15 protein-coding genes are annotated in these 22,496 nt (G+C 63.5%); 8 read left to right on the top strand and 7 right to left on the bottom strand.

The window, feature by feature from the left end:
• The 5 genes from F3H57_RS19705 to F3H57_RS19685 form a co-directional block, all read left to right on the top strand.
• The coding region (locus tag F3H57_RS19705; RefSeq protein ID WP_149758252.1) for a cadherin-like domain-containing protein at positions 1 to 2,573 on the top strand (2,573 nt) is incomplete at its 5' end.
• Between the two features lie 269 nt (positions 2,574 to 2,842).
• Positions 2,843 to 4,003 carry a class I SAM-dependent methyltransferase gene (locus F3H57_RS19700; RefSeq protein ID WP_188129763.1) on the top strand — a complete coding sequence of 387 codons (1,161 nt, stop codon included), beginning with the start codon at positions 2,843 to 2,845 and terminating at the stop codon, positions 4,001 to 4,003.
• A gap of 4 nt (positions 4,004 to 4,007) precedes the next feature.
• Positions 4,008 to 5,642: a lipopolysaccharide biosynthesis protein gene (locus F3H57_RS19695; RefSeq protein WP_149758248.1), complete on the top strand. Its 1,635-nt coding sequence runs from the start codon at positions 4,008 to 4,010 to the stop codon at positions 5,640 to 5,642.
• 23 nt (positions 5,643 to 5,665) lie between these two features.
• Positions 5,666 to 6,535, top strand: a complete 870-nt coding sequence (locus tag F3H57_RS19690) for a glycosyltransferase family 2 protein (protein WP_188129762.1) — start codon at positions 5,666 to 5,668, stop codon at positions 6,533 to 6,535.
• A gap of 416 nt (positions 6,536 to 6,951) precedes the next feature.
• A complete protein-coding gene (locus tag F3H57_RS19685) occupies positions 6,952 to 9,480 on the top strand; it encodes a LamG-like jellyroll fold domain-containing protein (protein ID WP_149758244.1) in 2,529 nt (842 codons plus the stop codon).
• Positions 9,481 to 9,527: 47 nt separating this feature from the next.
• Here the strand turns inward: F3H57_RS19685 and F3H57_RS19680 are convergent, their stop codons facing one another.
• A complete protein-coding gene (locus F3H57_RS19680; protein WP_223163163.1) occupies positions 9,528 to 10,403 on the bottom strand; it encodes an ExeA family protein in 876 nt (291 codons plus the stop codon).
• 498 nt (positions 10,404 to 10,901) lie between these two features.
• Here F3H57_RS19680 and F3H57_RS19675 point away from each other — a divergent pair, with 498 nt between their 5' ends.
• The 3 genes from F3H57_RS19675 (at position 10,902) to F3H57_RS19665 (ending at position 13,761) form a co-directional block, all read left to right on the top strand.
• The gene (locus F3H57_RS19675; RefSeq protein WP_223163162.1) at positions 10,902 to 11,657 is read left to right on the top strand and encodes a sugar transferase; all 756 of its coding nucleotides are present in this window, start codon (positions 10,902 to 10,904) and stop codon (positions 11,655 to 11,657) included.
• Positions 11,658 to 11,805: 148 nt separating this feature from the next.
• The gene (locus tag F3H57_RS19670) at positions 11,806 to 12,417 is read left to right on the top strand and encodes a polysaccharide biosynthesis/export family protein (protein ID WP_223163161.1); all 612 of its coding nucleotides are present in this window, start codon (positions 11,806 to 11,808) and stop codon (positions 12,415 to 12,417) included.
• A 108-nt stretch (positions 12,418 to 12,525) separates the two neighbouring features.
• Positions 12,526 to 13,761, top strand: coding sequence for a hypothetical protein (locus F3H57_RS19665; protein WP_149758241.1), 1,236 nt, complete (start codon positions 12,526 to 12,528; stop codon positions 13,759 to 13,761).
• Here F3H57_RS19665 and F3H57_RS19660 read toward each other — a convergent pair.
• The 6 genes from F3H57_RS19660 to F3H57_RS19635 form a co-directional block, all read right to left on the bottom strand.
• Positions 13,717 to 14,253 (bottom strand): glycosyltransferase, encoded by a 537-nt coding sequence (locus tag F3H57_RS19660; protein WP_188129761.1) that lies wholly within the window; start codon positions 14,251 to 14,253, stop codon positions 13,717 to 13,719. The two genes, F3H57_RS19665 and F3H57_RS19660, sit on opposite strands and share 45 nt — an antisense overlap.
• The gene (locus F3H57_RS19655; protein WP_149758237.1) at positions 14,250 to 14,726 is read right to left on the bottom strand and encodes a glycosyltransferase family protein; all 477 of its coding nucleotides are present in this window, start codon (positions 14,724 to 14,726) and stop codon (positions 14,250 to 14,252) included. Before F3H57_RS19655 ends, F3H57_RS19660 begins: the two co-directional genes overlap by 4 nt.
• A gap of 65 nt (positions 14,727 to 14,791) precedes the next feature.
• The gene (locus F3H57_RS19650) at positions 14,792 to 16,183 is read right to left on the bottom strand and encodes a mannose-1-phosphate guanylyltransferase/mannose-6-phosphate isomerase (protein WP_149758235.1); all 1,392 of its coding nucleotides are present in this window, start codon (positions 16,181 to 16,183) and stop codon (positions 14,792 to 14,794) included.
• Positions 16,184 to 16,224: 41 nt separating this feature from the next.
• Positions 16,225 to 17,817: a VPLPA-CTERM-specific exosortase XrtD gene (gene xrtD / locus F3H57_RS19645; protein ID WP_149758233.1), complete on the bottom strand. Its 1,593-nt coding sequence runs from the start codon at positions 17,815 to 17,817 to the stop codon at positions 16,225 to 16,227.
• A complete protein-coding gene (locus F3H57_RS19640; protein ID WP_149758231.1) occupies positions 17,814 to 20,315 on the bottom strand; it encodes a tetratricopeptide repeat protein in 2,502 nt (833 codons plus the stop codon). Before F3H57_RS19640 ends, xrtD begins: the two co-directional genes overlap by 4 nt.
• An 869-nt stretch (positions 20,316 to 21,184) precedes the next feature.
• Positions 21,185 to 21,793 (bottom strand): helix-turn-helix transcriptional regulator, encoded by a 609-nt coding sequence (locus F3H57_RS19635; protein WP_188129759.1) that lies wholly within the window; start codon positions 21,791 to 21,793, stop codon positions 21,185 to 21,187.
• Between the last annotated feature and the right edge of the window lie 703 nt (positions 21,794 to 22,496).

Raw genomic sequence — 22,496 nt, 5'->3', positions numbered from 1 at the left:
TGGACGAGGACGGCGGCTACAGCCCGCCGAACGTGGCGCCCGAGGCGGCGGACGACGCCTTCGCGACGCCCGAGGACACCGCGCTGGAGATCACCGCGGCGGCGCTTCTGGACAACGACAGCGACGCCAACGGCGATCCGCTGGAGGTGCTGTCGGTGACGGCGCCGGCGCATGGCACGCTGACCGGGACGGCGTCGGGCTGGCTCTACACCCCGGCGGCCGGCTATGCCGGCCCCGACAGCTTCACCTATACCGTCGGCGACGGCACCGCGACCGACACCGCCACGGTGGCGGTCATGGTCGGTGAATTCGGCGCGGTGTCCGACGATTTCGCGTCGGGCGAGCTGGATCCCGCTTGGGTTTTCCAGGGCATCGCGGGGAGCGCGGGGCTGGGATATCTCGGCCCCGACGCGCTCGCCACCATCACGTCACCCGAGGGCGTCAAGGTAACTGCCGCCGACGTCCTGACTGCACCGCGTCTCACGCAGGCCGTGCTCGATCTCGATTTTCAGATCTCGGCCGGTTTTCTGAGCGAGCCGTCACAGCAATTCCAGGAACACGGGTTGCTGGTGATCGAGGACGAGGCCAACTGGATCAGGTTCGACCTTGCCTATACCGGCGACCGTCTGTCGCTGATCGTCGGGACGATCGAGAACGGCAGCACGACCTTTCCCCTGTTCCAGACCGTGCCTTCCGGCACGGTCGAGGAATTCCGCGTCACCAGGGTCGGGGATGCCTTCACGTTCGAGACGCGCGGGGGTGGGTCGAGTGACTGGGCGCAGGTTTTCAGTCTCGTCCGGGCAATGGACGTCACCGAAGTCGGTGTCTTCGCGGGAAGCACGTCCTACGGCACCGACGTTCCGGGCTACACCGCGCTTGTCGATTATTTCGAGAGCGCGGCGGACCCGATCGGGATCGAGGACGGGTCCTACGTGCCCCAGAACCACGCGCCGGTGGCGGTGGACGACAGCTTCTCGGGCTCGGGCGCGATCGTCCTGTCGAAGGCGGACCTGCTGGCGAACGATACCGACGCGGACCTCGACGACGTGCTGAGCGTTACCCTGGCCGGGCCGGCCTCGCACGGCTCCGCCATCGACAATGGCGACGGGACGATAACGTATACGCCGGATCGAGACTTCGAGGGCACGGACAGCTTCTCCTATATCCTGAGCGACGGCACCGCGACCGACGAGGCGTGGGTCTACCTGGATGTCGTTCCGGTGATCGAGGTGTGGTACGGCGACGTGCAGACGTTCGGATCTCCCGGCGAGGGGCAGACCTGGATCAACATTCTCGGCAACGTCTCCGCCGAAGTCACCGAGCTATCCTACACGCTCAATGGCGGCGCGGTGCGGCCGCTTTCGATCGGCCCCGATACCCGCCGGCTGCAGGAGTCGGGCGACTTCAACGTCGATATTGCCTTTGCGGAGCTCGATGGCAGCGCCGCCGACGACGTTGTCACGCTGGTCGCGACTCTCGCGAACGGCACGACCGTGTCCCGCGACGTGACGGTCGCCTACGAGGACGGCGAGGACTGGCCGCGCAACTACGCGATCGACTGGTCGGAGGTCGCGGACCTGCGCGACGTCGTCCAGGTGGTCGACGGTACCTGGGCGATCGGCCCCGACGGGGTTCGGCCGGTCGATCTGGGATATGACCGGCTTCTGGTCGTCGGCGATTCCGGCTGGGACAATTATCGCCTCGAGACCACGGTCACGACGCACGATCTGGAAAATGTCGATCCGCTCGGCCGGGATGGCGGAGCGTTCGCCATCGGCATGCTCTGGGGCGGACACACCGACGATCCGATCCCGGACCTTCAGCCGAAATCGGGATGGCACCCCGGCGCGGCCTTTTTCTATACCGAGCGGCTGGAAGCGCATTCCTATCACGACTTCTTCGAGTATCTCGGCGTGAACAATAATGTCTCGCTGGAGGAGGACAAAACCTACAACATCATCGTTGAGGTCCACCAGGTGGGCATCTACGATCGGCGCTACGCCATGAAGATCTGGGAAGAGGGCACGCCCGAACCCACCGCCTGGTCGCTCGATCGCATCGAGACCTTCTCGCTCGACGAGGCGCCGGCCACGGGCGGGATCTATCTGAACGCACATTACTACGATGTGTCCTTCGGCGACCTTCTCGTGAGCGAAATCACCGGCGACGACATCGTGTCGGGCTCGGACGAGGCGGAGGTCTTGATCGCCGTCACCGCGTCCGATCCGACATCCGGGCTGGGAGAGATCGACGTGTTCACCGGCGGGGGAGGCAGCGATACGTTCGTCCTGGGCGATGCGTCGCGCGCCTATTACGACGATGGACTCGCCGCCACGGCGGGCATGGCCGACTATGCCTTCGTCTGGGATTTCGACGCGACCGAGGACCGCGTGCAGCTTCACGGTTCGGCCGCGGACTACGCGCTGACCGAGGATCCTTCGGGGCTGCCGCCCGGCACCGCGATCTGGCGCCTCGGAGGCGCTGAGCCCGAACTCGTCGGGCACCTGCATGAGTCGTACGGGTTATCGCTGACGGCAGGCATGTTCAGCTTTACCGACGATCTGATTGCATGAGCTGCCCGAAATCGACGCGGTTCCGCAGATCCCCGTTGCGAAAACGCCGGTGGCGTCGCGGTTTCGTTTGTATGGGCGTCGCTTATGCTGCATAAACGAGGTGCCTTCCGCGGCGACAATCACGGGCCGGCCGTTTTTTCCGCTCGAGCTTCGGAAGACAATTTTCCACTGCCGCATGGCGAAGTCCGCGCGGCGCCCGATTTGAATAGCGGATAATGCGGTCCGATCGGGCCGCGCATATACGAAAAGCATTTTCCGGAGGCCATTTCATGGTCGAGTGTATTGTCTGCGGATCGAGCCGACCGGCGGAGATCTTCGAACTGGTCGATGTGCCGGTCCTTTGCAATCAGCTCTGGCCCGACAGGTCGGCGGCCAGTTCAGCCCCCGTAGGCGACATCCATCTGCATCGTTGTCCCGACTGCGCGATGATCTGGAACGTCTCGTTCGATCCCGACAGAATGGTTTATTCCACGGGATACGAGAATGCCCTGCATTTCTCGCCCTCGTTCCGGAGCTTTTCTGAGTCGCTCGCGGACAACCTCGTCGCGCGGTTCGACCTGTCCGGCCGGACGGTGGTCGAGATCGGATGCGGCGACGGTCACATGCTCGATCTTCTCGCCAAACGCGGCGTCGCCGAGGCCGTGGGCTACGACCCCTCCATGAAGTCGCGCGAGACCCCCTTCACAGAACAGGCAGGGGTCGAGATCGTGCCGGAGTATTTCACGGCCGGCAACGTGACGCGCCCCTTCGATGCGGTGATCTGCCGGCACGTGCTGGAGCATCTCGACGCGCCGATGGAGATGCTGTCCGATCTGCGCCGCGCGATCGGCGCGCGCGACGTGCCAGTCTATTTCGAGGTCCCGAACGCCGACTGGATGATGCGGACGGTATCGATGTGGGACGTGATCTACGAGCACGTCTGCTACTGGACCGCGCCCTCGATCTCGGCGGCGTTCCGCAGAGCCGGATTCGTCCCGGTCTCCGTCGCGGAGGGCTACGGGGGCCAGTTCCTCATGGTCGAAGCGCGTCCCGGCGAGCCCCAGCCCGACTGGCTGCCGGACAACGTCTCCGCGACCCTGGAGGACGCCGATGCCTTCTCGCGCACGGCGCGCAGTATTCTCGGCACCTGGCGCGACGAGCTGACCGGCCGGCCGGGATCTGCGGTGATCTGGGGTGCGGGGTCCAAGGGGATCACGTTCGGAAATGCCCTCGGAAAAGCCGGCGGGATGATCTCCGCGCTCGTGGATCTCAATCCCAGGAAACATGGGCTCATGGCGCCCGGGATGGCCCTGCCAGTCGTCGCGCCGGAGCAATTGGCGGAGATCGCGCCCGACCTCGTGCTGATCTCGAACGCGCTCTACGCCGATGAGATCGAGACGCGGGTCCGGTCCATGGGACTGAACCCGGATTTCAGGATCGTGGCCGGTTAAGCCTATGGAGAAGGGCACCCCCCAGCAAGCTGACGGCCGCGAACCGGACCGCGCCGGCACCATCGTGCTGTCGCGGCGATTGGTGTCGGTCAATTCGGCGAGTTCGGTCGCCAACCGGTTGCTCAGCGTGACGGTGCTGGTCTGGCTGTTTCAGTACCTGGTAAACCGCCTGCCGACGGAGGAATTCGCGATCTACCCGGTTGTCATGGCCGTTATGGTCGTGGCGCCGCTGTTCTTTTCGCTGTTCACCGGCGGCATGGCGCGGTTTCTTATCGACGCTTACGCGCGCAGCGATTTCGACGCGGTGCGCGGGGTCGTCTCTTCCGTCCTTCCGGTCCTTATCGGTGCCGTGGCGCTGTTCTGGATGGTCGGCCTGACCTTCGCACTGAATGTCGAGAAGGTGCTGAAGATCCCCGTGGGGTCCGAAGTCGAGGCCCGGGCGATGATGGCGCTGCTGGTCCTGACTTACGGCATACGGATGCTGGTTTCGCCGTTCACGCTCGGCTTCCAGATCCGCCAGGCCTATGTGGAGCTGAACATTCTCGAGATCGGGCGGGAGCTGCTTCGGATCTCGGTGCTGACGCTGTTCTTTCTTCTCGCAGGTCCCGCCGTGGTCTGGGTCGTCGTTGCGACGGCGATCTCCGAGCTTGTTCTCTCGGCCGTCGCGGTATGGCGCTCGCGGAGGCTGGTGCCGGAGCTGACCTTTGACCGCGCATTCGCCAGTTTCGCTGTGGCACGGCGACTGACCTCGTTCGGCATCTGGACATCTCTGGGTCAGCTCGGAGGGATCATGTACACCAATGCCGCGACGCTGATCCTCAACCTGCACGGCACGCCGATGGACGTGACGTGCTTCTTTCTCGGCGCGACGCTCTACCGTCAGACAGAAATGCTCATCATCACCGCGATCGGCCCGCTTCTGCCGGTGGTGACCGCGCTCAACGCCACTGGCGACAGAGTGCGGTTGGCGACGACGGTCCTTCGCGGCGGACGCTATGCGCTCTGGGCGTCGATGCTGATCGCAACACCCGCGATCGTCTTCTCGGACATCTTCGTGCGCCTCTATATCGGCGACGAATACGGGCGAGCGGCACTCGTCATCATCCTGTTCATGTCGATCTTTCCGGTCAACCAGGCCACGGCGTTGCTGGCGATGACCGCGCTCGCGACGGGGCGCGTGCGGGCGTTCTACCTGCCGGCCTTCATCGCGCAGGCGGCGGGCCTGAGCATCATGCTCGCCCTTGCATCTTGGTACGGGGCAGGGGCCATCGGCATGGCGGCGGCGCTCGCCCTCGTCACCATCGCCTCGCAACTGCTCTACTTCTGGTGGCTCAACCTGCGCCTGATCGGTGCCGGGTTCAGCGCGTTTCTCGCATCCACGCTGGTGCCGGGGCTGGTGCCGGCCGTGGTGGGCGCCGGGGTCTGGATCGGCATGCGGTTTCTCGTGACGATCGAGAGCTGGGTGGAGCTGTTCGCCTGCGGCGCGGCCGGTGCCGTCGCCTTCGGTCTTGCGATCCTCGTATTCGGACTCGAGCCGGCGGCGCGCAGCAGGCTTCTGGCACGCGCGGCTCCGGCCACAGGGTGGATGCGGCACGACACCACCGACCGAAAGACCATTCCCGACGCTGCCCTGAGATGACAACCACAGACGAGAGTGTACCCATGCCCAAAGTCAGCCTCGGATTGCCGGTCTACAACGGCGAGAATTTCGTGGCGCAGGCGATCGATGCCGCGCTCGCGCAGACCTATACCGACTTCGAGCTCATCATCTGCGATAACACATCGACCGACCGGACCGAAGAGATCTGCCGCGCCGCGGCCGATCGGGACGCCCGCGTGCGTTATGTCCGGAACGAACGGAACCTGGGCGCTGCACCGAACTTCAACCTTGCCTTCGAGTTATCGTGCGGAACCTACTTCAAGTGGCTTGCACACGACGACCTGATCGGGCCGCGATATGTCGAAGGTTGCGTCAACCTGCTGGAGGCGCGGCCTGAGGCGGCCGCCTGCCACAGCCTCATCGAGATCATCGACGAGGACGGCCAGTTCGTATCGACCTACGATTATGAAGATGCGGTGTTCGACCATCCGGACCCGGTTCGTCGCTACGTCAACGCAGTCTCCGAACGTCATTTCTGCTTTTCCGTATTCTGTCTGACCAGGCGCGCGGTGCTCGAAAGGAGCAACCTGATCGGCAGCTATATCGGATCTGACCGGAACCTGATCGCTCAGATCGTGTTGCAGGGGCCGCTCTTGCAGATGCCGGAGGTCCAGTTCTTCTCGCGCGATCATGGCGGCCGTTCCGTCCGCGCGCTGGAATTGCGCGAGCGTGGCCAATGGTTCGATTCAGCCCGCCCCGACGCCGGACGCAGGTACTTTGGCAGGCTTGTCACCGAGCACGCCCGCATCCTTTTCATGCAGGACCTGACCTGGTCTCAGAGACTGCGCGGCTTGGCGTGGATGGCAGGATGGGCCGGGAAGCGCATGCCGCGCCTTGTGCGCGAAATCGTCGCCCGGCCGCCGGCAGGCTGACACGCTCCGGCCTGCGCCTTCGGGGCGAAACGGGCGTCGTCGGACATAAATTATTCAGAAAAAACAATGTGACGCGGTTAAGCATCAGGCCACCGGCAACAATCTGCCGTGTCTTGACCGTGCTTTTGCCAGCCTTCGGGCCTTCTGTTAAACGATTCGCAAGACACGCCCGGCATCGTCTCTTGCAGAAGCGTGCATGGCGTTAAAAGCAACCACGAGCGAACCTAACCACCCAACAGAAACTGCAGTCGTCAGCAGCAGTAACATCGCGTCGCATCACTCACGGGACGCCAGAACGGCCGGCAAGGGACGTTTTTCGCGTTCGGGCGGGCAGTTAGTCACTTGCTGTATTCAATCGGGGACCCGACTGGTCCGCCGAAGCGACTGTGTGTGTCTACAGCACAGGAACACGATACATGGCAACGATCAACGTTGGCAACGCTTCAGAACTCAAAGCCGCGATCGACAGCTCTGCATCCGGCGACGTCCTTGTCCTGGAGAGCGGTAACTACGGCAACGTAACGATCAACGGCGACTACGAGTCAGAGGTTCGGCTCACCTCCGCAGAGCCTGGCGGCGCCGTTTTCGGCGACCTGGAAGTGCGGGGCAGCAACATGTCCCTCGACGGGCTGACCGTAAACGGTGAGCTGACGCTGCGCAACGTCGCCGACGTCGACGTCCTGAATTCCCGGCTGGCCGGCTTCTCCCAAGTGTTCTTTTCCGAGGGGTTCCGGTTCGAAGGCAACGATATCGGCGGTGGTCACCACGGGCTGTTCATCGAGGAATCTCGGAACTTCGAGATCGTGAACAACCGCATGCACGATGTGGTCGCGGACATGTTCAGAATCATGGGCAACTCGCATGATGGCCTGATCGAGAACAACGTCTTCTCCGACACCGCGCCGGTGAAATACAGCGATGGCACATACGTGCATTCGGATCTTTTCCAGATGTTCGGTCGCGACAGCGGCACGCCGCACGACCTGACGATCCGCGGCAACCACTTCTACGACGATCCGGCCACCGGCGACAGCAGCGGCAATCTCTGGGCCCAGGGCATCTTCATTTCCGATCCGGGCGCCGGAGGCTATCGCAATATCGTGATCGAGGATAACCTGCTTTCGGTCGGGTCGCCGAATGCGATTTTCGTGCTCGACGGTGACGGCGCGGCCGGGGTCGTGGTGCGCAACAACTCGCTACTCCCGTGGCCGGTGGAAAACGGTGCGACAGGCGGCACGATCAGGATGGTCGGAAACACCTCGCAAGCCACTGTCGAGGGCAATGTCAGCGGGGGAATTGGTAACGACGGGGGCGCCAGCCTCGGGAACAACTTCACCTACTCTAAGTCACCTTCAGACGCGAACTTTTTCGGCAACATCTTCTCCGGCGACGGTGATGTCTGGCAGGATTTCGTTCCCGTCGACAGCTCGGCCATCGATTTCGGCTCGGGCTACGGCGCGTTGGATCGATTGAGCACGATCACCGACAGTGGTTGGTCGTCAGGGGAGGACGGGGGCGACTCCGAGCCTGAACCGTCGCCCGAACCCGAACCTGCACCTGAACCCGAACCTGCACCTGAACCCGAAGAGCCGGAAGAAGATCCGGTCGAGGACAACGCAAGCGAGACGCCGGGGGAAGCGGAAGCTCTGTTCTTCGCGGAGGCCGGCAGGATCTCGTCCGCGTCCGACGTCATGGAGATTGCGCCCGATCAAAGTCTCGACCTGGACGAGGGCACAATCCAGTTCGACTTCAACGCCGAGACCGTCAGCGGTCAGCTGGGCCTCGTCAGCAGCGATGCCTACGGCAACGGGAACCACTTCACGAGCTACATCGACAATGGGGCGCTTGTTGCGCGTTTCCAGAACGAAAACAGCGAGGTCGCCCTGTCCACCCCGGTTTCGCCCAACACGGACTATGCGGTCGATATCAGGTTCGGAGACGGAACGGTGGCGCTGATCCTCGATGGCCAAGTCGCCGACGAGGCGGAGTTCGATACGAGTTGGGCCGGGAGCGAGAACTACCTGCAGATCGGCGCCAACGGTTGGGCGAGCCAGCCGGGCGACGCGGGTTACACGCAGGTATTCGACGGTGAAATCAGGGATGTCGCGATCTACGGATCAGCCGAGGCGGTAGACACGGAGCCGACGGACGAAGACGTCTCCGATTCCGCGTCCGGGGGAACGCCGACGGATCACCTGGTCTTTCGTTCCGCCGGCGGCGAGATCGATGCTCCGTGGGACGTGCTTGAAGCCCCGCACGACGAAAGCCTGGCCATCGAGGCGGGAACCATCCAGTTCCGTTTCAACGCTGACTCCACGAGCGGTCAGAAGGGGCTGGTCAGCCGCGACGCTTATGGAAACGGGGATCACTTCACGAGCTACATCAACGAGGGTGAGATCGTCGCACGGTTCCAGAACGAGGACGGGGAGGTTGCCCTGACCGCGCCGGTGTCGCGGAACACCGACCACGCGGTCGAAATCGGTTTCGGAGACGGCATGGTCTCGCTCATGCTCGACGGGGAAATCGTCGACCAGGCGGAGTTCGACGCAAGCTGGGCCGGAAACGACAATTACCTGCAGGTCGGCGCGAACGGTTGGGCAAGCCAGTCGGGTGAGGCGGGTTTCACGCAGGTGTTCGACGGCGAAATCACGGATATCGCGATCTATGAGAGCCAAATCGTCGATTACCGTGTTGTCGAGGATGGCCGAAGCGACGTCTTTCTCTTCGACGCCGATGCCGCGGATGGCGGCGAGATCGTCGTGAGCGGTTTCGATGAGGGCGTCGACATGCTCAGCTTCGCGCAAACCGGCCTTGCAATGGATGATCTGACACAGACCGTTGAGGGGGGCGACCTTCTCATATCCTCCGGAGACGGCGCCGACGCGCTCTCCATCCGCGTCGAAGGCGTGGCCGAGACGCTGCCAGAGAGTGACTTCATCTTCTGATCGGCTCTGCTGCCGGCAGGCGAACATCTCTTCGCGGCGGCTCCGGCCTAGGCGTCGCCGGGGTGGCCGGCGGACGGCGCGGTCTTCGGCTCGCGTCTGTCCGCCGTCAGAAACAGCCCGTCCGCCAGCATCGCGCTGACCAAGTCTTCGGTGACCTTGGGCAGGCTGTCGGCGGCGGCATAGACCATCGAAAGATCGCAGGCCCGGTTCACCAAGCGCGGAATGCAGCCCGACATCTCCACGATCCGGGCGATCGCGGCGGCGTCGATCTCCTCGCCCGTGCCGCCGGCGCAGACGAGCCTGTGGCGGATATAGCTCTCCGTCTCGATCGGGGTCATCGCGCGCAGGTGGAAAAACGCCGAAATCCGCTGCGAAAACTGCGTCAGCTGGGGTGCCGACAGAATCTCTCTCAATTCCGGCTGGCCGACAAGGATGAGCTGAAGCAAGTCGTCCTTGCCGGAGTTCACGTTGGTTAGCATCCGCAGCTCTTCGAGCTGGTCCACACCCAGCGTCTGCGCTTCGTCGATCACGAGGACCGTATGCGTTCCTTTCGCGAACGTCTCCACGAGGTGGTCCTGAAAGGCGCGGAACTCGGCCACGTGATGCCCACCCGCCGGGAGCGGGATGTCGAACGCATTCAGTATCCAGTGCAGAAGGTTACCCCGATCCCGATGCGCGTTGGAGACGAGGCCGAGATGCATGTCCTCCGACATGTCGTTCAGCAGTTTGCGGATCAACGTGGTCTTGCCGGTCCCGATCTCGCCGGTAAGGACGGTGATCGGGGCGCCCGAAAGTAACCCGTAATTCAGAACCGTGTGGGCATTTCGATGTGCCGCGGACCAGTAAAGGAAGTCCGGATCGGGTGTCATCGAGAACGGCTTGCCGCGCAGCCCGAAGTTTTTCCTGACCAGATCGTCCGTCACAGAAGCTCCTCGCTGGACCGTTGCGCGTTCCAGGTGCTTGCGCCTGCGATACGGTCCGTGTCTGAGCCTTGGTGATAGCCTCGCGCGGCTGGCCCGTCGAGGCTCATGTGTCAGGCGGGGGCAAGCGCGGGAGCCGCACAACGTTGTGAATGCTCGCCCGATATGCGCGTCGGTCCCGGCCGATCGAGGCATATGTGTCCGGCGATAGGCATCGTCCCGTAGGCTTCCCTGCGAGCGATGAAAGTTGCGGCAGATCGTTCGTGCCGCAACGCGTTCAGCGCGCCCGGATGCGCCAAAAGGCCGGAAGCCGGGCTGAAATATGACAGCCAGGGCACTTGGCAACATCGCCGCCTTGCGGTATTAATTAACGAGTTTTTAGCACGAACTTTTCATGTCCCGGGACCGCGCTTTTCGCACCCGGTTTTCTGCAGGCGGGTCAGCATGCCCGCCGGTCATTATTGACCTTCCGCTTCTCGATCGGGCGGAAGGGTGAGTTCTTTGACGGAGGAATTTATTGTGTCGTTTTTCGATTCTATCGATCGCACCGGCGCGGATCACACGCTTGACGGTTTGGCTCACTCGTCTGACATCGCGCTTCTGCCGGAAGGGGCGATAGCTGATCTGTCATCCAGACGAGCGCTTGGGAGCGGAGTCTACAAAACCTTTCTGAAACGCGCGCTCGACGTGACATTTGTCGTGATCTGCGCGCCGGTTGCAGTGACCATCATCGTGCTGTGTGCGCTGTTGATTGCATTGGATGGGAGCAACCCCTTCTTCACGCAGATGCGGGTCGGTCGCGGCGGCCGCACGTTCCGCATGTTGAAACTGCGAAGCATGATCCCGAACGCTGAACGGGTTCTGGAGCAGCATCTCGACGAAAACGCGGCCGCGCGACACGAATGGGACACGACGCAGAAGCTCAAGATGGACCCGAGAGTGACAAGGGTAGGGCGTTTCATACGCAAGTGCTCCATCGACGAGTTGCCGCAGCTTTGGAACGTGCTGATCGGAGACATGTCGATGGTCGGGCCCAGACCGATGATGCAGCAGCAGCGGAGCCTTTACCCGGGCGAGAGCTATTACGAGCTGCGGCCCGGAATCACCGGGAACTGGCAGGTCACCGAACGCAACGAAACCAGCTTCGCGGCCCGCGCCCGGTTCGACGACGCATATGCGGAGACCCTAAGCTTTTCGGGGGATATGAGTCTTCTGGCACGCACGGTGTCGGTGGTGCTGCGCTGTACCGGACATTGACCCGCGTGGCGGCAGGCCGTTGTCGAATCAGCGCACTTCGCAGCGAATCTCGCCGAAGGCGCCGTGAAGGCTTTGGCCATGCGCCCGTCTTCGGCAAGGTCGTGACAACGAACAAGCGCAGAGCATTGTCATGACTTACGTTAGGTGTATGGTCCTCCTCGTGATCCTGGTTGCGATCCCGGGTCTTGCGGCCAGCCAGTCGGAATACCGTATCCAGCGCGGCGACACCGTCACCGTCGAGGTGCTCGAGGATCCGTCGCTGAACCGGTCGGTGACCGTGCTGCCCGACGGTCGCATCAGCTTCCCCTGGGCCGGGTCGGTCCCCGCGGCCGGCCGCACGATCGCAGAGCTCGGCGCGGCTATAACATCGGCCATCGCGCCGAACTTCAACGAACAGCCCAGCGTCTTCGTCGGGGTCGAACCGGCTCCGCCCGCGCCGCCGACACCGGCGCCTCCGCCCGCACCGCCGGAACCCGACCCGGTGATCTCGATCTATATCATGGGCGAGGTCCAGGCGAGCGGCGAGATCGAGGTCGCCCCTGGCACGACATTCCTGCAGGCGCTCGCGCAATCGGGGGGGCTGACGCCCTTTGCCGCGACAAAGCGCGTCCAGCTTCGCCGGACGGATCCGCTAACGTTTGCGCAGAACGTCTACACGATCAACTATCGCGCGCTGACGCGCGGGGCGGCCCTGCAACGAGACATCGCTCTACAGGAAGGCGACGTCATCCTCGTTCCGGAGCGCGGGTTGTTCGAGTAGGGACGCGGAATGCACGTCACGAAGACAGCGAAAGTCGTTGGAACAGCGGTTCTTTCGGTCTCGGTTCTGGCCCCTCCTGTCTTCTCGCAAGAAGATGCCGGCCTGCGTATGGGATTGACACTCGGGGCCGGCCTGATCTCCGAGGACGCGCACACCCGGTTTCGCAGCGATCTCGGCCTGACCGCCAGTTCCGTGACGCGCACACAAACCCTCGGTTTTTCCTTCCAGTCCGCGCTCGAGACCGAGGGGCAGGGCGAGGAGGAGACCGGTGGGCTCGTCGATCCAAATGCGCAGCTCCGCTACACGCGGCGTGGCGCGCGGTCGTTGCTGGAAGTGTCTGCCAGCTACAGAAAGACCGACGTCGGAACGGTGGTGCCGGAGGAGAACCTCGACTCCGATGAACTCGTCGCTCGCGTTGGTTCGAGAACGACCTACGGGCAGGGGCTCGGCCTCACCTTCGGGATCGACACGCCCATCGAGGGCAGCATCGAAGCCTCGCGCCGCCAGATCCGCTACAGCGATCTCGGAGAAGCGACGCTCCTGGATTTCGACACCACCGCGGTCGCCGCGGACGTCCAGTTCCGCGCCAGCGACGTTCTGGACCTGCGCCTCTCCGGGGAGGCCGAACGGACCGACACGCTCGACGGAGGCACCGACCGCGACTCGTATCGACTCGGGTTCGGGGCGGAGTACGACGTCTCGGCGGCGCTGTCTGTATCGCTGGATTATGGCTATGCTTGGTACGAGTCCCGCGAAGTCGGCGCGGAGACCGAAACCGCTTATTCGCCGATCTTCGATTTTGGCCTCGTCCGGCAGGTGCGCGACGGCCTCTACCGTATGGACGTGGCGAGCCGGCTGACAAACCAGGGCACGCGCGTCGACCTTGCGGTCGGACGGGAGCGCGCGCTGCGGCTCGGCGATCTGACATGGTCGCTGGGTGTCACTCGCAGTGAGGACGGTGAGGTCGACCCGATTCTCGGCGTGGGCTACGGCAAGGAGCTTCCGACGTCGTCCTACGAGGTGCGGCTCGAACGCGCGGTTCAGGCCGACGCGTTCGGGGACGAGGCGTTCGTCGGCGCGCTCGAAGTGGGCTATGATCGCGATCTGGGCAAATTGTCGTCGCTCGGCTTCGAAATGGCCTACCGCGAATGGGAGTTTCCGCAGGACCAGTCGGACGATGTGGAGCGGCTGGAAGTCGGCCTCGAGGTGCGCCGCACGTTCGCCCGCGACACCGACCTGGTATCGCGGGTGAGCCGCAAGCGGACCCTTACCGAAAGCCAGGGCGCCGATACCGAAACGCTATTCTTCGTTGGGGTTCGGCGCAACTTCGGCTGGCGGCCCTAGTGACGCCGCCGCAGCCGGGCCCGCGGTGCGGAGGAAGTCCGAAAGCGTGTCGAGCAGCGCGATGTGACTTTGGCCGAGCGTGTCGGACGGCGGTGTCAGACAGGGCTGTGACAATAGCGCGAACAGGTCCGCGCAATCCTGGGCCACGTGAATCCCGGTCACGTTACCCAGGTGCCGGACGGTAGCGAGCTGGTGGTCGTTCCTGTGTTCGCCAAGGTCATGCCGCCGGGGCATCACCACCAGCGGCCGCAGGTATTTCTTGGCGGAGAGGATCGTGCCGATCCCGGCATGGGCAACGATGACGCGGGCGGAGCGGAAAAGCTCGTCGAAGCGCTGCGGCGGGATCATGTCGTGCGTCTCGATATGCTGCCGCGGCTCGTGGTCCTGTCCGACCTGCGCCACGACGGGTTCTCCGAATTCCGCGGCGTATCTGTCGACCGCCTCGATCAGCCGCGGAAATGGCAGCTGCGTGCCGACCGTGACGAAGATCATAGGATCGCCCCGGCGTAACGCGCGCCCGACGCCTTTGCCACATGCGGCCATTGGCTCAGCCAGAGGTCTGCGGTGTGGCGCACCATCCGGCCCGACATGGACATCTCCTCGGCGTTGGCGACAGAGTCGATCCAGACGGTCTTGGCGCGCATGAGCTTGCCCAGAAACAGCGCCATCACGCCGGGCAGGGCTCCCGTGGAGATCAGGACATGCGGGCGAAAGCGCACGAGCCAATAGGCGAGCACGAGGGCGCACCACGGCATTCTCCAGAAATCGGCGCGATTGCAGTCCGGGATGATCACGGCCGGCGAAGCGCCATGTTCCTCCGGCAGACCGGACAGCGTGGTCGCGAACATGAGGTCGCAATCGCGCATCGCGCCGCGCAGCGACATGAGCTGCTGCCAATGCCCGCCGGCGGACGCTACGGCCAGCACGCGCGTCGGCCGCGCCGAGGTGGTGGTCGCAAGTGTCATTTTCCGCCCCCCGAAAAATGTCGTTCAAATGGAATACGATGAAATTTGTCTGGAACCCGGATGCCCTAGCTGCGGTCGTAGATGTCCTCGAAGCGCTGAATGTCGTCTTCGCCGAGATACGGGCCGGTCTGCACCTCGATCAGGTACATCGGGACCTTGCCGGGATTGGCCATGCGGTGGACTTCGCCGGCCGGAATGTAGACGGAGCCGTTCTCGTGGACGAGTTTCACCTCGTCGCCGACTGTCACGCGGGCCGTGCCGCCCACGACCACCCAGTGCTCTGACCGGTGCACGTGGCTTTGCAATGACAGAACGCCGCCCGGCTTGACCATGATCCGCTTGACCTGGAACCGCTCGCCGAGCGCGACGGTCTCGTACCAGCCCCAGGGGCGGTGGTAGCGCGGATAATCGTGCGCCTGCTTGGCGCCGATCCCGGAGAGCCGGTCGATCGCCTCGGGCAACCGGTCGAGGTGATTGCGATCCGCAACGAGCACGGCGTCTCGCATGGCCACGGCGACGACGTTGGAAAGGCCGACACCGACCACGCGGATCGCGTCTTCCTCCGAACGCAGGAGCGTGTCGCGGCAGCCCACCGACAGCGCCTCGCCCGTCACCGCGTTGCCGTCGCGGTCGTGGTCCAGGGTTTCCCAGACCGCGTCCCAGTCGGCCAGTTCGTTGCACCGCAGGTCGACCGGCACATCGACCGTGTCACCGGGGAAACTGCCCAGCACGTCGTCGAATACGAGCCGTGGGACCTTTGCGTAAGCGGCTCTCTCCAGACGATAGAAGCCGAGATCGACATCGCCTTCGGACACCGCCTGCCGGCAAGCCTCCAGCAGGTCGGGGGAATGCGCCTCGCACGCCGCGATCAGGTCGCCGCGCCGGATGAGTGTCGTCGCCACGTGCCGGCTGCGAGCGTCCGGCGCCCGCTGTGTCACCTGCGGCCGGGCCGCCACGGCCGCCGACCCGTCCGCACCGTCCGCGCTCCGCGCCAGTTCGAGTACCGGTGCCGATACGGTCTCCTTGGCGGGTGTGCACAGGCGAACGGCCATTCCGGGCTCGATGCGCATCTCCGCTGTCCGGATCAGCTCCCGGAACTGCGCGGTGCTACCGCCCATGTGGCCTGTGGGCATGATCGCCAATACGGCGTCGGGATCGTCCTCGATCATGAGCGCCGCGCACAGGACCGACCCTGCGGTGCCGCGCGGCTCGGGTTCGACCAGGACGCGCAGCCCGTTCAGTCCGATCTCGCAGGCCTGGTCGGTGGCGATGAAGCGGAATTCTTCCGCCGTCGCCACGACCGGCGACGAAAAACCGGCGGCGTCCAACCGTTGAAGGGTTTCCTGATAAAGCGACGCATCGCCAACGATCTTCGCGAATTGCTTGGGATAGGCTGCGCGTGAACTCGGCCAGAGGCGCGATCCGGCACCGCCGCAGAGGATGATGGGATGCAACATTGAAAGAACCTTTTTCTAATGGGCGGGTCTTGGAAAACACGTCAGAAGGGTACGAATTGCGGCATCTGGACAAGGGCGGCGCGCATGGCATCGTCGAGTCGGCGTTCGGCGGCCTCGGTGCCGCCGTCGGGCATGATCGGGGTGGCAAAACGCACGATGGCGCCATCCCGTCGGCCCCGCGTGACGCCGTCGGCGATGCTCGAGATCTTCATGCCGAACTCGTTCGGGATCCGCCGGCCGCGTTGTTCGTACCAGTAATAGACAAGTTGCCGTTCGGTTCCGCGGGCGATGATCGCGCGATTGGCCGAGAACCGGCCATATCCGAGGTCTCGAAGGTCGAGGCCGGTCTCTCCGATCTCGAAAATCTCCCAGCCGCTTGCCGGCAGACAGGCCTTCGGTGAGTGGATGCCGGTCCCTGCGTTCTGGTCGGCATAATAGGCGGCAAACAGGTGGACGGGCACGCCACCGCTGGCGGGAAACAGCGCGGCATCGAGATAATCGTCGGCGGCGAGGGTGTCGATCGTCCATCGATCCAGCGTCCTCGGTTGCACGTCCCAAGAGCCGAGCGCCACGGGGAAGGTTGCGAAGCTCGCTCGGGGCGGCGCCTCCACGCGCGCGGGCGGCATCGGCAGCATAAGGCTCAGGGCGACGAGACTGCCACCGGCGAGACCGATCAATCTCGGCATGGTGCGGGCTGCTGGCTGGGCGGTGAAGACGTCGCCGAGGCCGGAAAGGTCGAGCGCATATACAGGCGTTGTCGATCCTCTGGACGGCCCGGCGGCGCGCATCAGAAAGGGCAGGGTGCCGAGAATGGCAAGGCTCGCCAGAAGCATGACCCAGCCCTGCATCGCATGGATGCCACCCTCGACCATTCCGGGGCCGTAGCGATCGACAAGAAGGGCGATCACCGTCACCCGTAGCGCGTTGAGAAAGATGACCAAAGGCGCCGCCAGCGCGACGAGTTGGACACGTTGCCAGAACCGGATATTGGCCAGCGTCGCGAAGAGCACGGCGAACACGACTGTCGGAAGTAGATACTCCAACCCGGCGCAGGCCTCCGCCACCTCGAGCTGGTAGGGGCCGAGGTCGATGACGTTCCCATAGCGATAGACCGGCAGACCGAGGCTCCGGACCATCTCCACCGCCACCTGGGACGACAGGTCCTGCAGGACCGTCGTCAACTTCCAGTAGAGAAATTCGGGAAGCGGCAGCGCCAAAGCAAGAAGCGAAAGCGGGACCCAGAGCAGCGCCGTCCGTTCGCGCCCGAAGACGACAAGGATGGCGCCCACCGCCCAGAGGAGCAGGCCGTAGGCCGCAACGTCGCCGATCCCGACAAGCCGGCCCGCCAGACCCCCAACAAGTCCGCCCGCCACAAGCGCCACGCCCAGCCGGGAAGTGCGAAACGGGGGGTCGCGATGCGCCGCGGCGTCGTCTCGCAAGGCTCGTCCGAAGAGCCAGACCGACACGGCCAGGACCACCGGACCATGCGAGAAAGTCGGGGTGGCCCATTGCTCGGCAAGCTCGGACAGGCCGGTGAAGAACACCGCTACGGTCGACGCAAGCAGAGCAGCCTGTGCGAGTCGCGCTGCATTGGGCCGACGAAGGATGTCGGATCTCGTACCGGCCCAGGTCAATTTGCGTACCCCTCACGACCTTCAAGAGCCAGGAGAGCCTGTTCGGCGCGTGCTCGTTGATCCGGGTCCTCTGCCGACACGGTCATTGCCGCGCGATAGTAGCCCCCGGCCGCCTCGGTCTCGCCGGCGGCGGCATGGGCATCAGCGGCATTCATCTGCACTTGGAAGTCTCCGGGCAGACGGGCGGCGGCACGGCTCAATGCCTTCGTGGCGGCATCGAGCTTGCCGAGCCGATAGGAGACGTTCCCGAAAGTGTCGAGGAACTGGGGCACGTCGGTCTCCGCGAGGGGGGCAGCCAGCGCGGCGGCTTCGTCCAGCGCGCCCGGCTCCTCCGACGCGGCCAGCAGGCTGGCGAGGTTGTTGCGCACCGGCAGATTGTCCGGGTGCGTTTCGAGGAGGCGGCGGTACACCTCGATGGCCTCGGCTGGCCGGCCCGTTTCCACGAGATGACGCGCCTGTTCCCAGGTGATCTCCGCGGTGTCCGGTACGGCAGCGCGCGCCGCACGGATCGCGCTTTCAATCTTCTTCGGATCGCCTTGCCGGCGCCGGATGTCGATGACCTCCTGCCAGAGGCGGCCGGGTGTGTCGGACCGTTCGATCAGGTCCATGTACACGTTCACTGCCCCCTCTGGGTCGCCCTCCGCTGCGAGAAGCTGCGCGTGCACGGCAAGCAATACCGGATGGTCCGGCACGCGGCGCAAACCGACATCAAGGGTGCGCCGGGCCAGGTCCAGGCGGTCCGCAATGAGGTAGGCGCGCACGAGGGCGACATGACCGAACAGACTGTCGCCGGAGGTGTTCACATGCCCATCGAGATAGCGAAGTGCGTTGTCCACGGTGCCGGACTTGGCGATCCGTTCGAGTTCGATCAGGTCGGCTGAACGTATCGCGCTCTGACTTCCCAGCGCTCGTAGCCTTTGCGCCATGTCGGTGGCGCGCTCCTCTTCGCCGCGCCGCATGTAAAGCGAGCCCAGGCGGTCGAGCAATCCTATCTCCTTGTCGTGATGAGCCAGCGAGGCCGTGAGGATGTCGACGGCGGCAGTGACCTGTCCGATCCGGTCAAGGTGATCGGCGTAGCTCAGGGCTTCCTCGGGCGCATGCCCCGACGTGCGGAACGCAAGCCCCCGCATTTCCGTGGAAAGCGCCTCGTCGCCGGCCAGCGCGTGCGCGTCGGCCAAAAGCGCGAGGGCCGCGGGGTCGTTCGGACGCATCGACAGCACGGTACGGCCATGGCGGATCGCCGGCGCGGCGCGTGCGGCCTCAAGATACCAGCGCCCCCGCAAAAGGAGGCCGTCGGCATGCCTTGGGCTCGCGTGGATCAGGATGTCGAGCTGTTCCGACGCTGCCCTCCGTTCGCCGACAGCGTCCAGCATCCTTGCCAGGATGAAACGCATATCGGACATCGGGTCGTCGGCATCGGCCTCGTCGAGAAGCGCGCGCACCTGCGCGATCGCTTCCGCTTCGGCGCCGGTTTCAAAGGCGAGGGTGGCTCTCAATCCCCGAAGCGCGGCAGTGTTGCCGGCCTTGCCGATCAGCCCATCGATTTCGTCGAGGGCGAACTGCGGATCTCTGTATTGCGCAAGGAACCGCAGAAGCGCCGCTTGCGCCGGCACGTCGTCGATGTCCGGGGAGGTGCGCAGCAAGTGCTCCGCCTGATCCAGTTCGCCGGTCTCGATATGCCAGGCCACCAGCACCTGGCGTAGTTCGGGGTGCATGGCCACCATGCGCTGGAGTTGTTCAGTGATGGCCGCGCGATCATCCAGCTTGTAGAGCAACTGAAGACGGCCCAGAAGCAACTTCAGGTTGTCAGGCTCAGCCGAAAGACCCTGTTCCACGGCTGCGAGCGCAGCGGCATAGTCACCGGTCCGTGCATGGCCATCGCTGATCGCCGCGTGCTTTAGCGCGAGTCCGGGCAGGGTATCGGGATATTCGAGTAATTGCTTGTGGCTTTCGAGGCGTGCCGAGTCGTCGTTGCCGGTCGCGTATTCCACAATGACCGCGCGCAGCGCGATTTCATCATCGGAGCCGTGCCGTTTCTCGACGGTCTCCAGACGCTTCCGAGCCGCTTGCCAATCGGAGCGCTCCATTTCCAGGTCAGCGAGCAGGAGCTGTGGGCTCCGCAGGTCGGGATGTGACTCGGAGATCCAGGCCAATTCTCGCTCGGCCTTCGCCGTGTCGCCGAGCGCCAGGAGGAGGTTCGCATAGTCGAGACGTGCCGCCACGTTGTCAGGGGCAAGGTCCAGCGCGTTGCGGAATTCGATGGCGGCACGCATCTCCTCGCCGTCCTGAAGAAGCGTTGCGGCGCGCTGAAGATGTTCGACGGCGCGTGCTTCCTCGGATTTGCATCCCATCAGGGCAAGCGCTGAGAACCCGACGAGAACGGCGGCTAGAGTTCTGTTTTGGTTGAGTTTAAACGCATGGAACGCGGTCCGCGCGCAAAGCGTGCGCGTGGGCGCGACACCAATTTCCCTGGTCCGGTTCGGGCTCCGAAGTTGCATCGAAACTCCTAAGAATTCAGCCGCGCAGCGCCTGAGCCACGGCAGCGATACCTATCTGTGCTTTGACCTTCCGACCCCTTTTGCGGGAATGAGACCCGGTGCCCGCCACCGATACACACGACCGAATCTGGGTCGCCGTACGGGCTACAGGCCTAGAAATAATCGGAGGTCGAGATGAAACGCATGAGTATTAACGACTTTTTAAGATATCTTGGTTTTTCTGGTTTCACCGCTCTGGAGCCATATCCGCATCCGCTCACGATAATTTCAGAAGGCACCCGACGCCTGTCGGACACAGGCGTCGGGCTAATTAAAAATTGCTCACTCAAAATCTAAGTCCTGAAAGACGTACTCATTATACTTTCAGAAGTTTTGATTAACGTCCGGAAGCCGGGCGTCCGCACAGTCAACGAATTGGTTATGAAACTGCCGGTGCGGTCGACAAAGCCAATATACGCCGAAATCGCCCGGTCGGCGGTCAATTTCTCAAAGGAGATCCCGGCAGTCATCTAAGTGGCTGTATAATATTTAAAAATAAGTTTGTGAACGAAGGGTGTGTTCGAAAAATTCTCGTTAAAGTTGTTTTGCTCGGCGCTAACATTCGGTCTCTACGCGAGCGGCCGGGGCAATTGTGTCAATCTTTCGGCCATCGATACTCGAATCGCGTGGGTGTCGATGGACCGGTCAGGGCACGAGGCGACCGGGCTTTCACCCGGGAGTTAGCCCGCCGGAGTGCCAGAAAAAGTGCAAACACCCTACGGCGATGTTGGCGCAGTCATGCGGGGCAAATCTGTGCACGTCACCACATGCGGCGCGGACTGGTGCGCTCGGCCGGATAAGACGGAAGAGAGGTGGCTTTTTCGGGCCGGTCACTTGCCGTCGGCGTCGAGCCGTCGGCTGAGTTCTCGTAGGGAGGAGACCCCAACCTTGGCGTAGATGCCGATCAGATGCCTGGTCAGCGTTGACTTGCCGATTTTCAGCTTTTCCAGAATTCGGGCGCGCGTCTCTCCTTCGGCGACAAGCCGTGCGACGGTGTGTTCCATGCGCGTCAGGTTGTAAGGGTTTTCGAACGACAGAGGATCGAGGAGCTGGCGTCTGGAACTTGCGCGCTGCTCGACGAGCTTCAGGTTCGCGGCGAAAATGCTCGGAACGCGGCGCAGCCACGTGCCGGCAAGATGCATTCCGATTGCCTCGATCGCTGCGGCCTGCGTTTCCGTGACGGGGTACGCGAAGCCTATTTCCAGAAAGTCGATGCTTTCATCGTCCGAACGCAGCATGAGGTCGATTACGGATTCGAGACCGCGCACCTTCATGGCCTGCAGATGCACCGGCGACGCTGCGAAGTCGCCAAGATGCGTCAGCCGTACCGACCCGTTGCTTTGCGTGCCCAGATCGTGACGCTGCGCATACGACGCAAAAGAGAGCATGTGGGGCAGGGGTGACGGATCATCCGGCTCAACGCGGTCGTAGACGACCATGCGGGCATTCGCGTCTCCGCTCGAACCCTCCAGCCGAGAGACAGCTACGACCGCGGCATCCATCGTAAGCGATAAACGTCTCAGCGCTGTCTCGAGCAGACATTTCCCTTGGGCGGCAGCAATCCAGTCCGACATGAATACGGAGAGGCCGGCTGGAACCGCCGCTGGGCAACAATTAATACGATCCAAGTTACAGAACACCAGTCTTGCGCGAACAGCATCGCACGGGAAAAATTAGTCAAAAATATGCCCACAAGGGTCGCGCATCTCGCATCGATTTCAAGTAAAAATTTGTGTCATGCTGTCCTCGGCACCGACCGTGAGGCCGGTGGTATGGAAGCACTGCCCGTAAGATGCCTTGGCACATCAAGGGTCGGCGGGGTGCGAGCGCCACTCGAACCGCGACCCCGATTGGCTGTGAGAGTAGCGGCGGTGCTCCGTCATCCTGCTGATGTCGCGCTCTCGGGGCAGCTTTGCCACGGTGAAGAAGGGTCGATTTCGACCGGTTCAGAACACGCGCCATCTTTCGGACAGGCAGGGACCTTTGCGTGCCACCAATCGTCTTTCCTACGGCGTTCTTTTAGGTTGAGTTGCGTGTAAACGGCTCCCATGGCACGTTCTCCCGATTAGATAACCCATTGGTTTCTAAACGGAGGCGCACTTCAAGGTAGCGCGCACCCGCAATGTGCTTTAATCCGATAAT

This window comes from Roseivivax sediminis, assembly GCF_900112685.1.
In the GTDB taxonomy this organism is placed as follows: Bacteria; Pseudomonadota; Alphaproteobacteria; order Rhodobacterales; family Rhodobacteraceae; genus Roseivivax; species Roseivivax sediminis.
The sequence above is the reverse complement of the archived record's forward strand: the minus strand, read 5'-3'. Positions and strand labels throughout refer to the sequence as shown.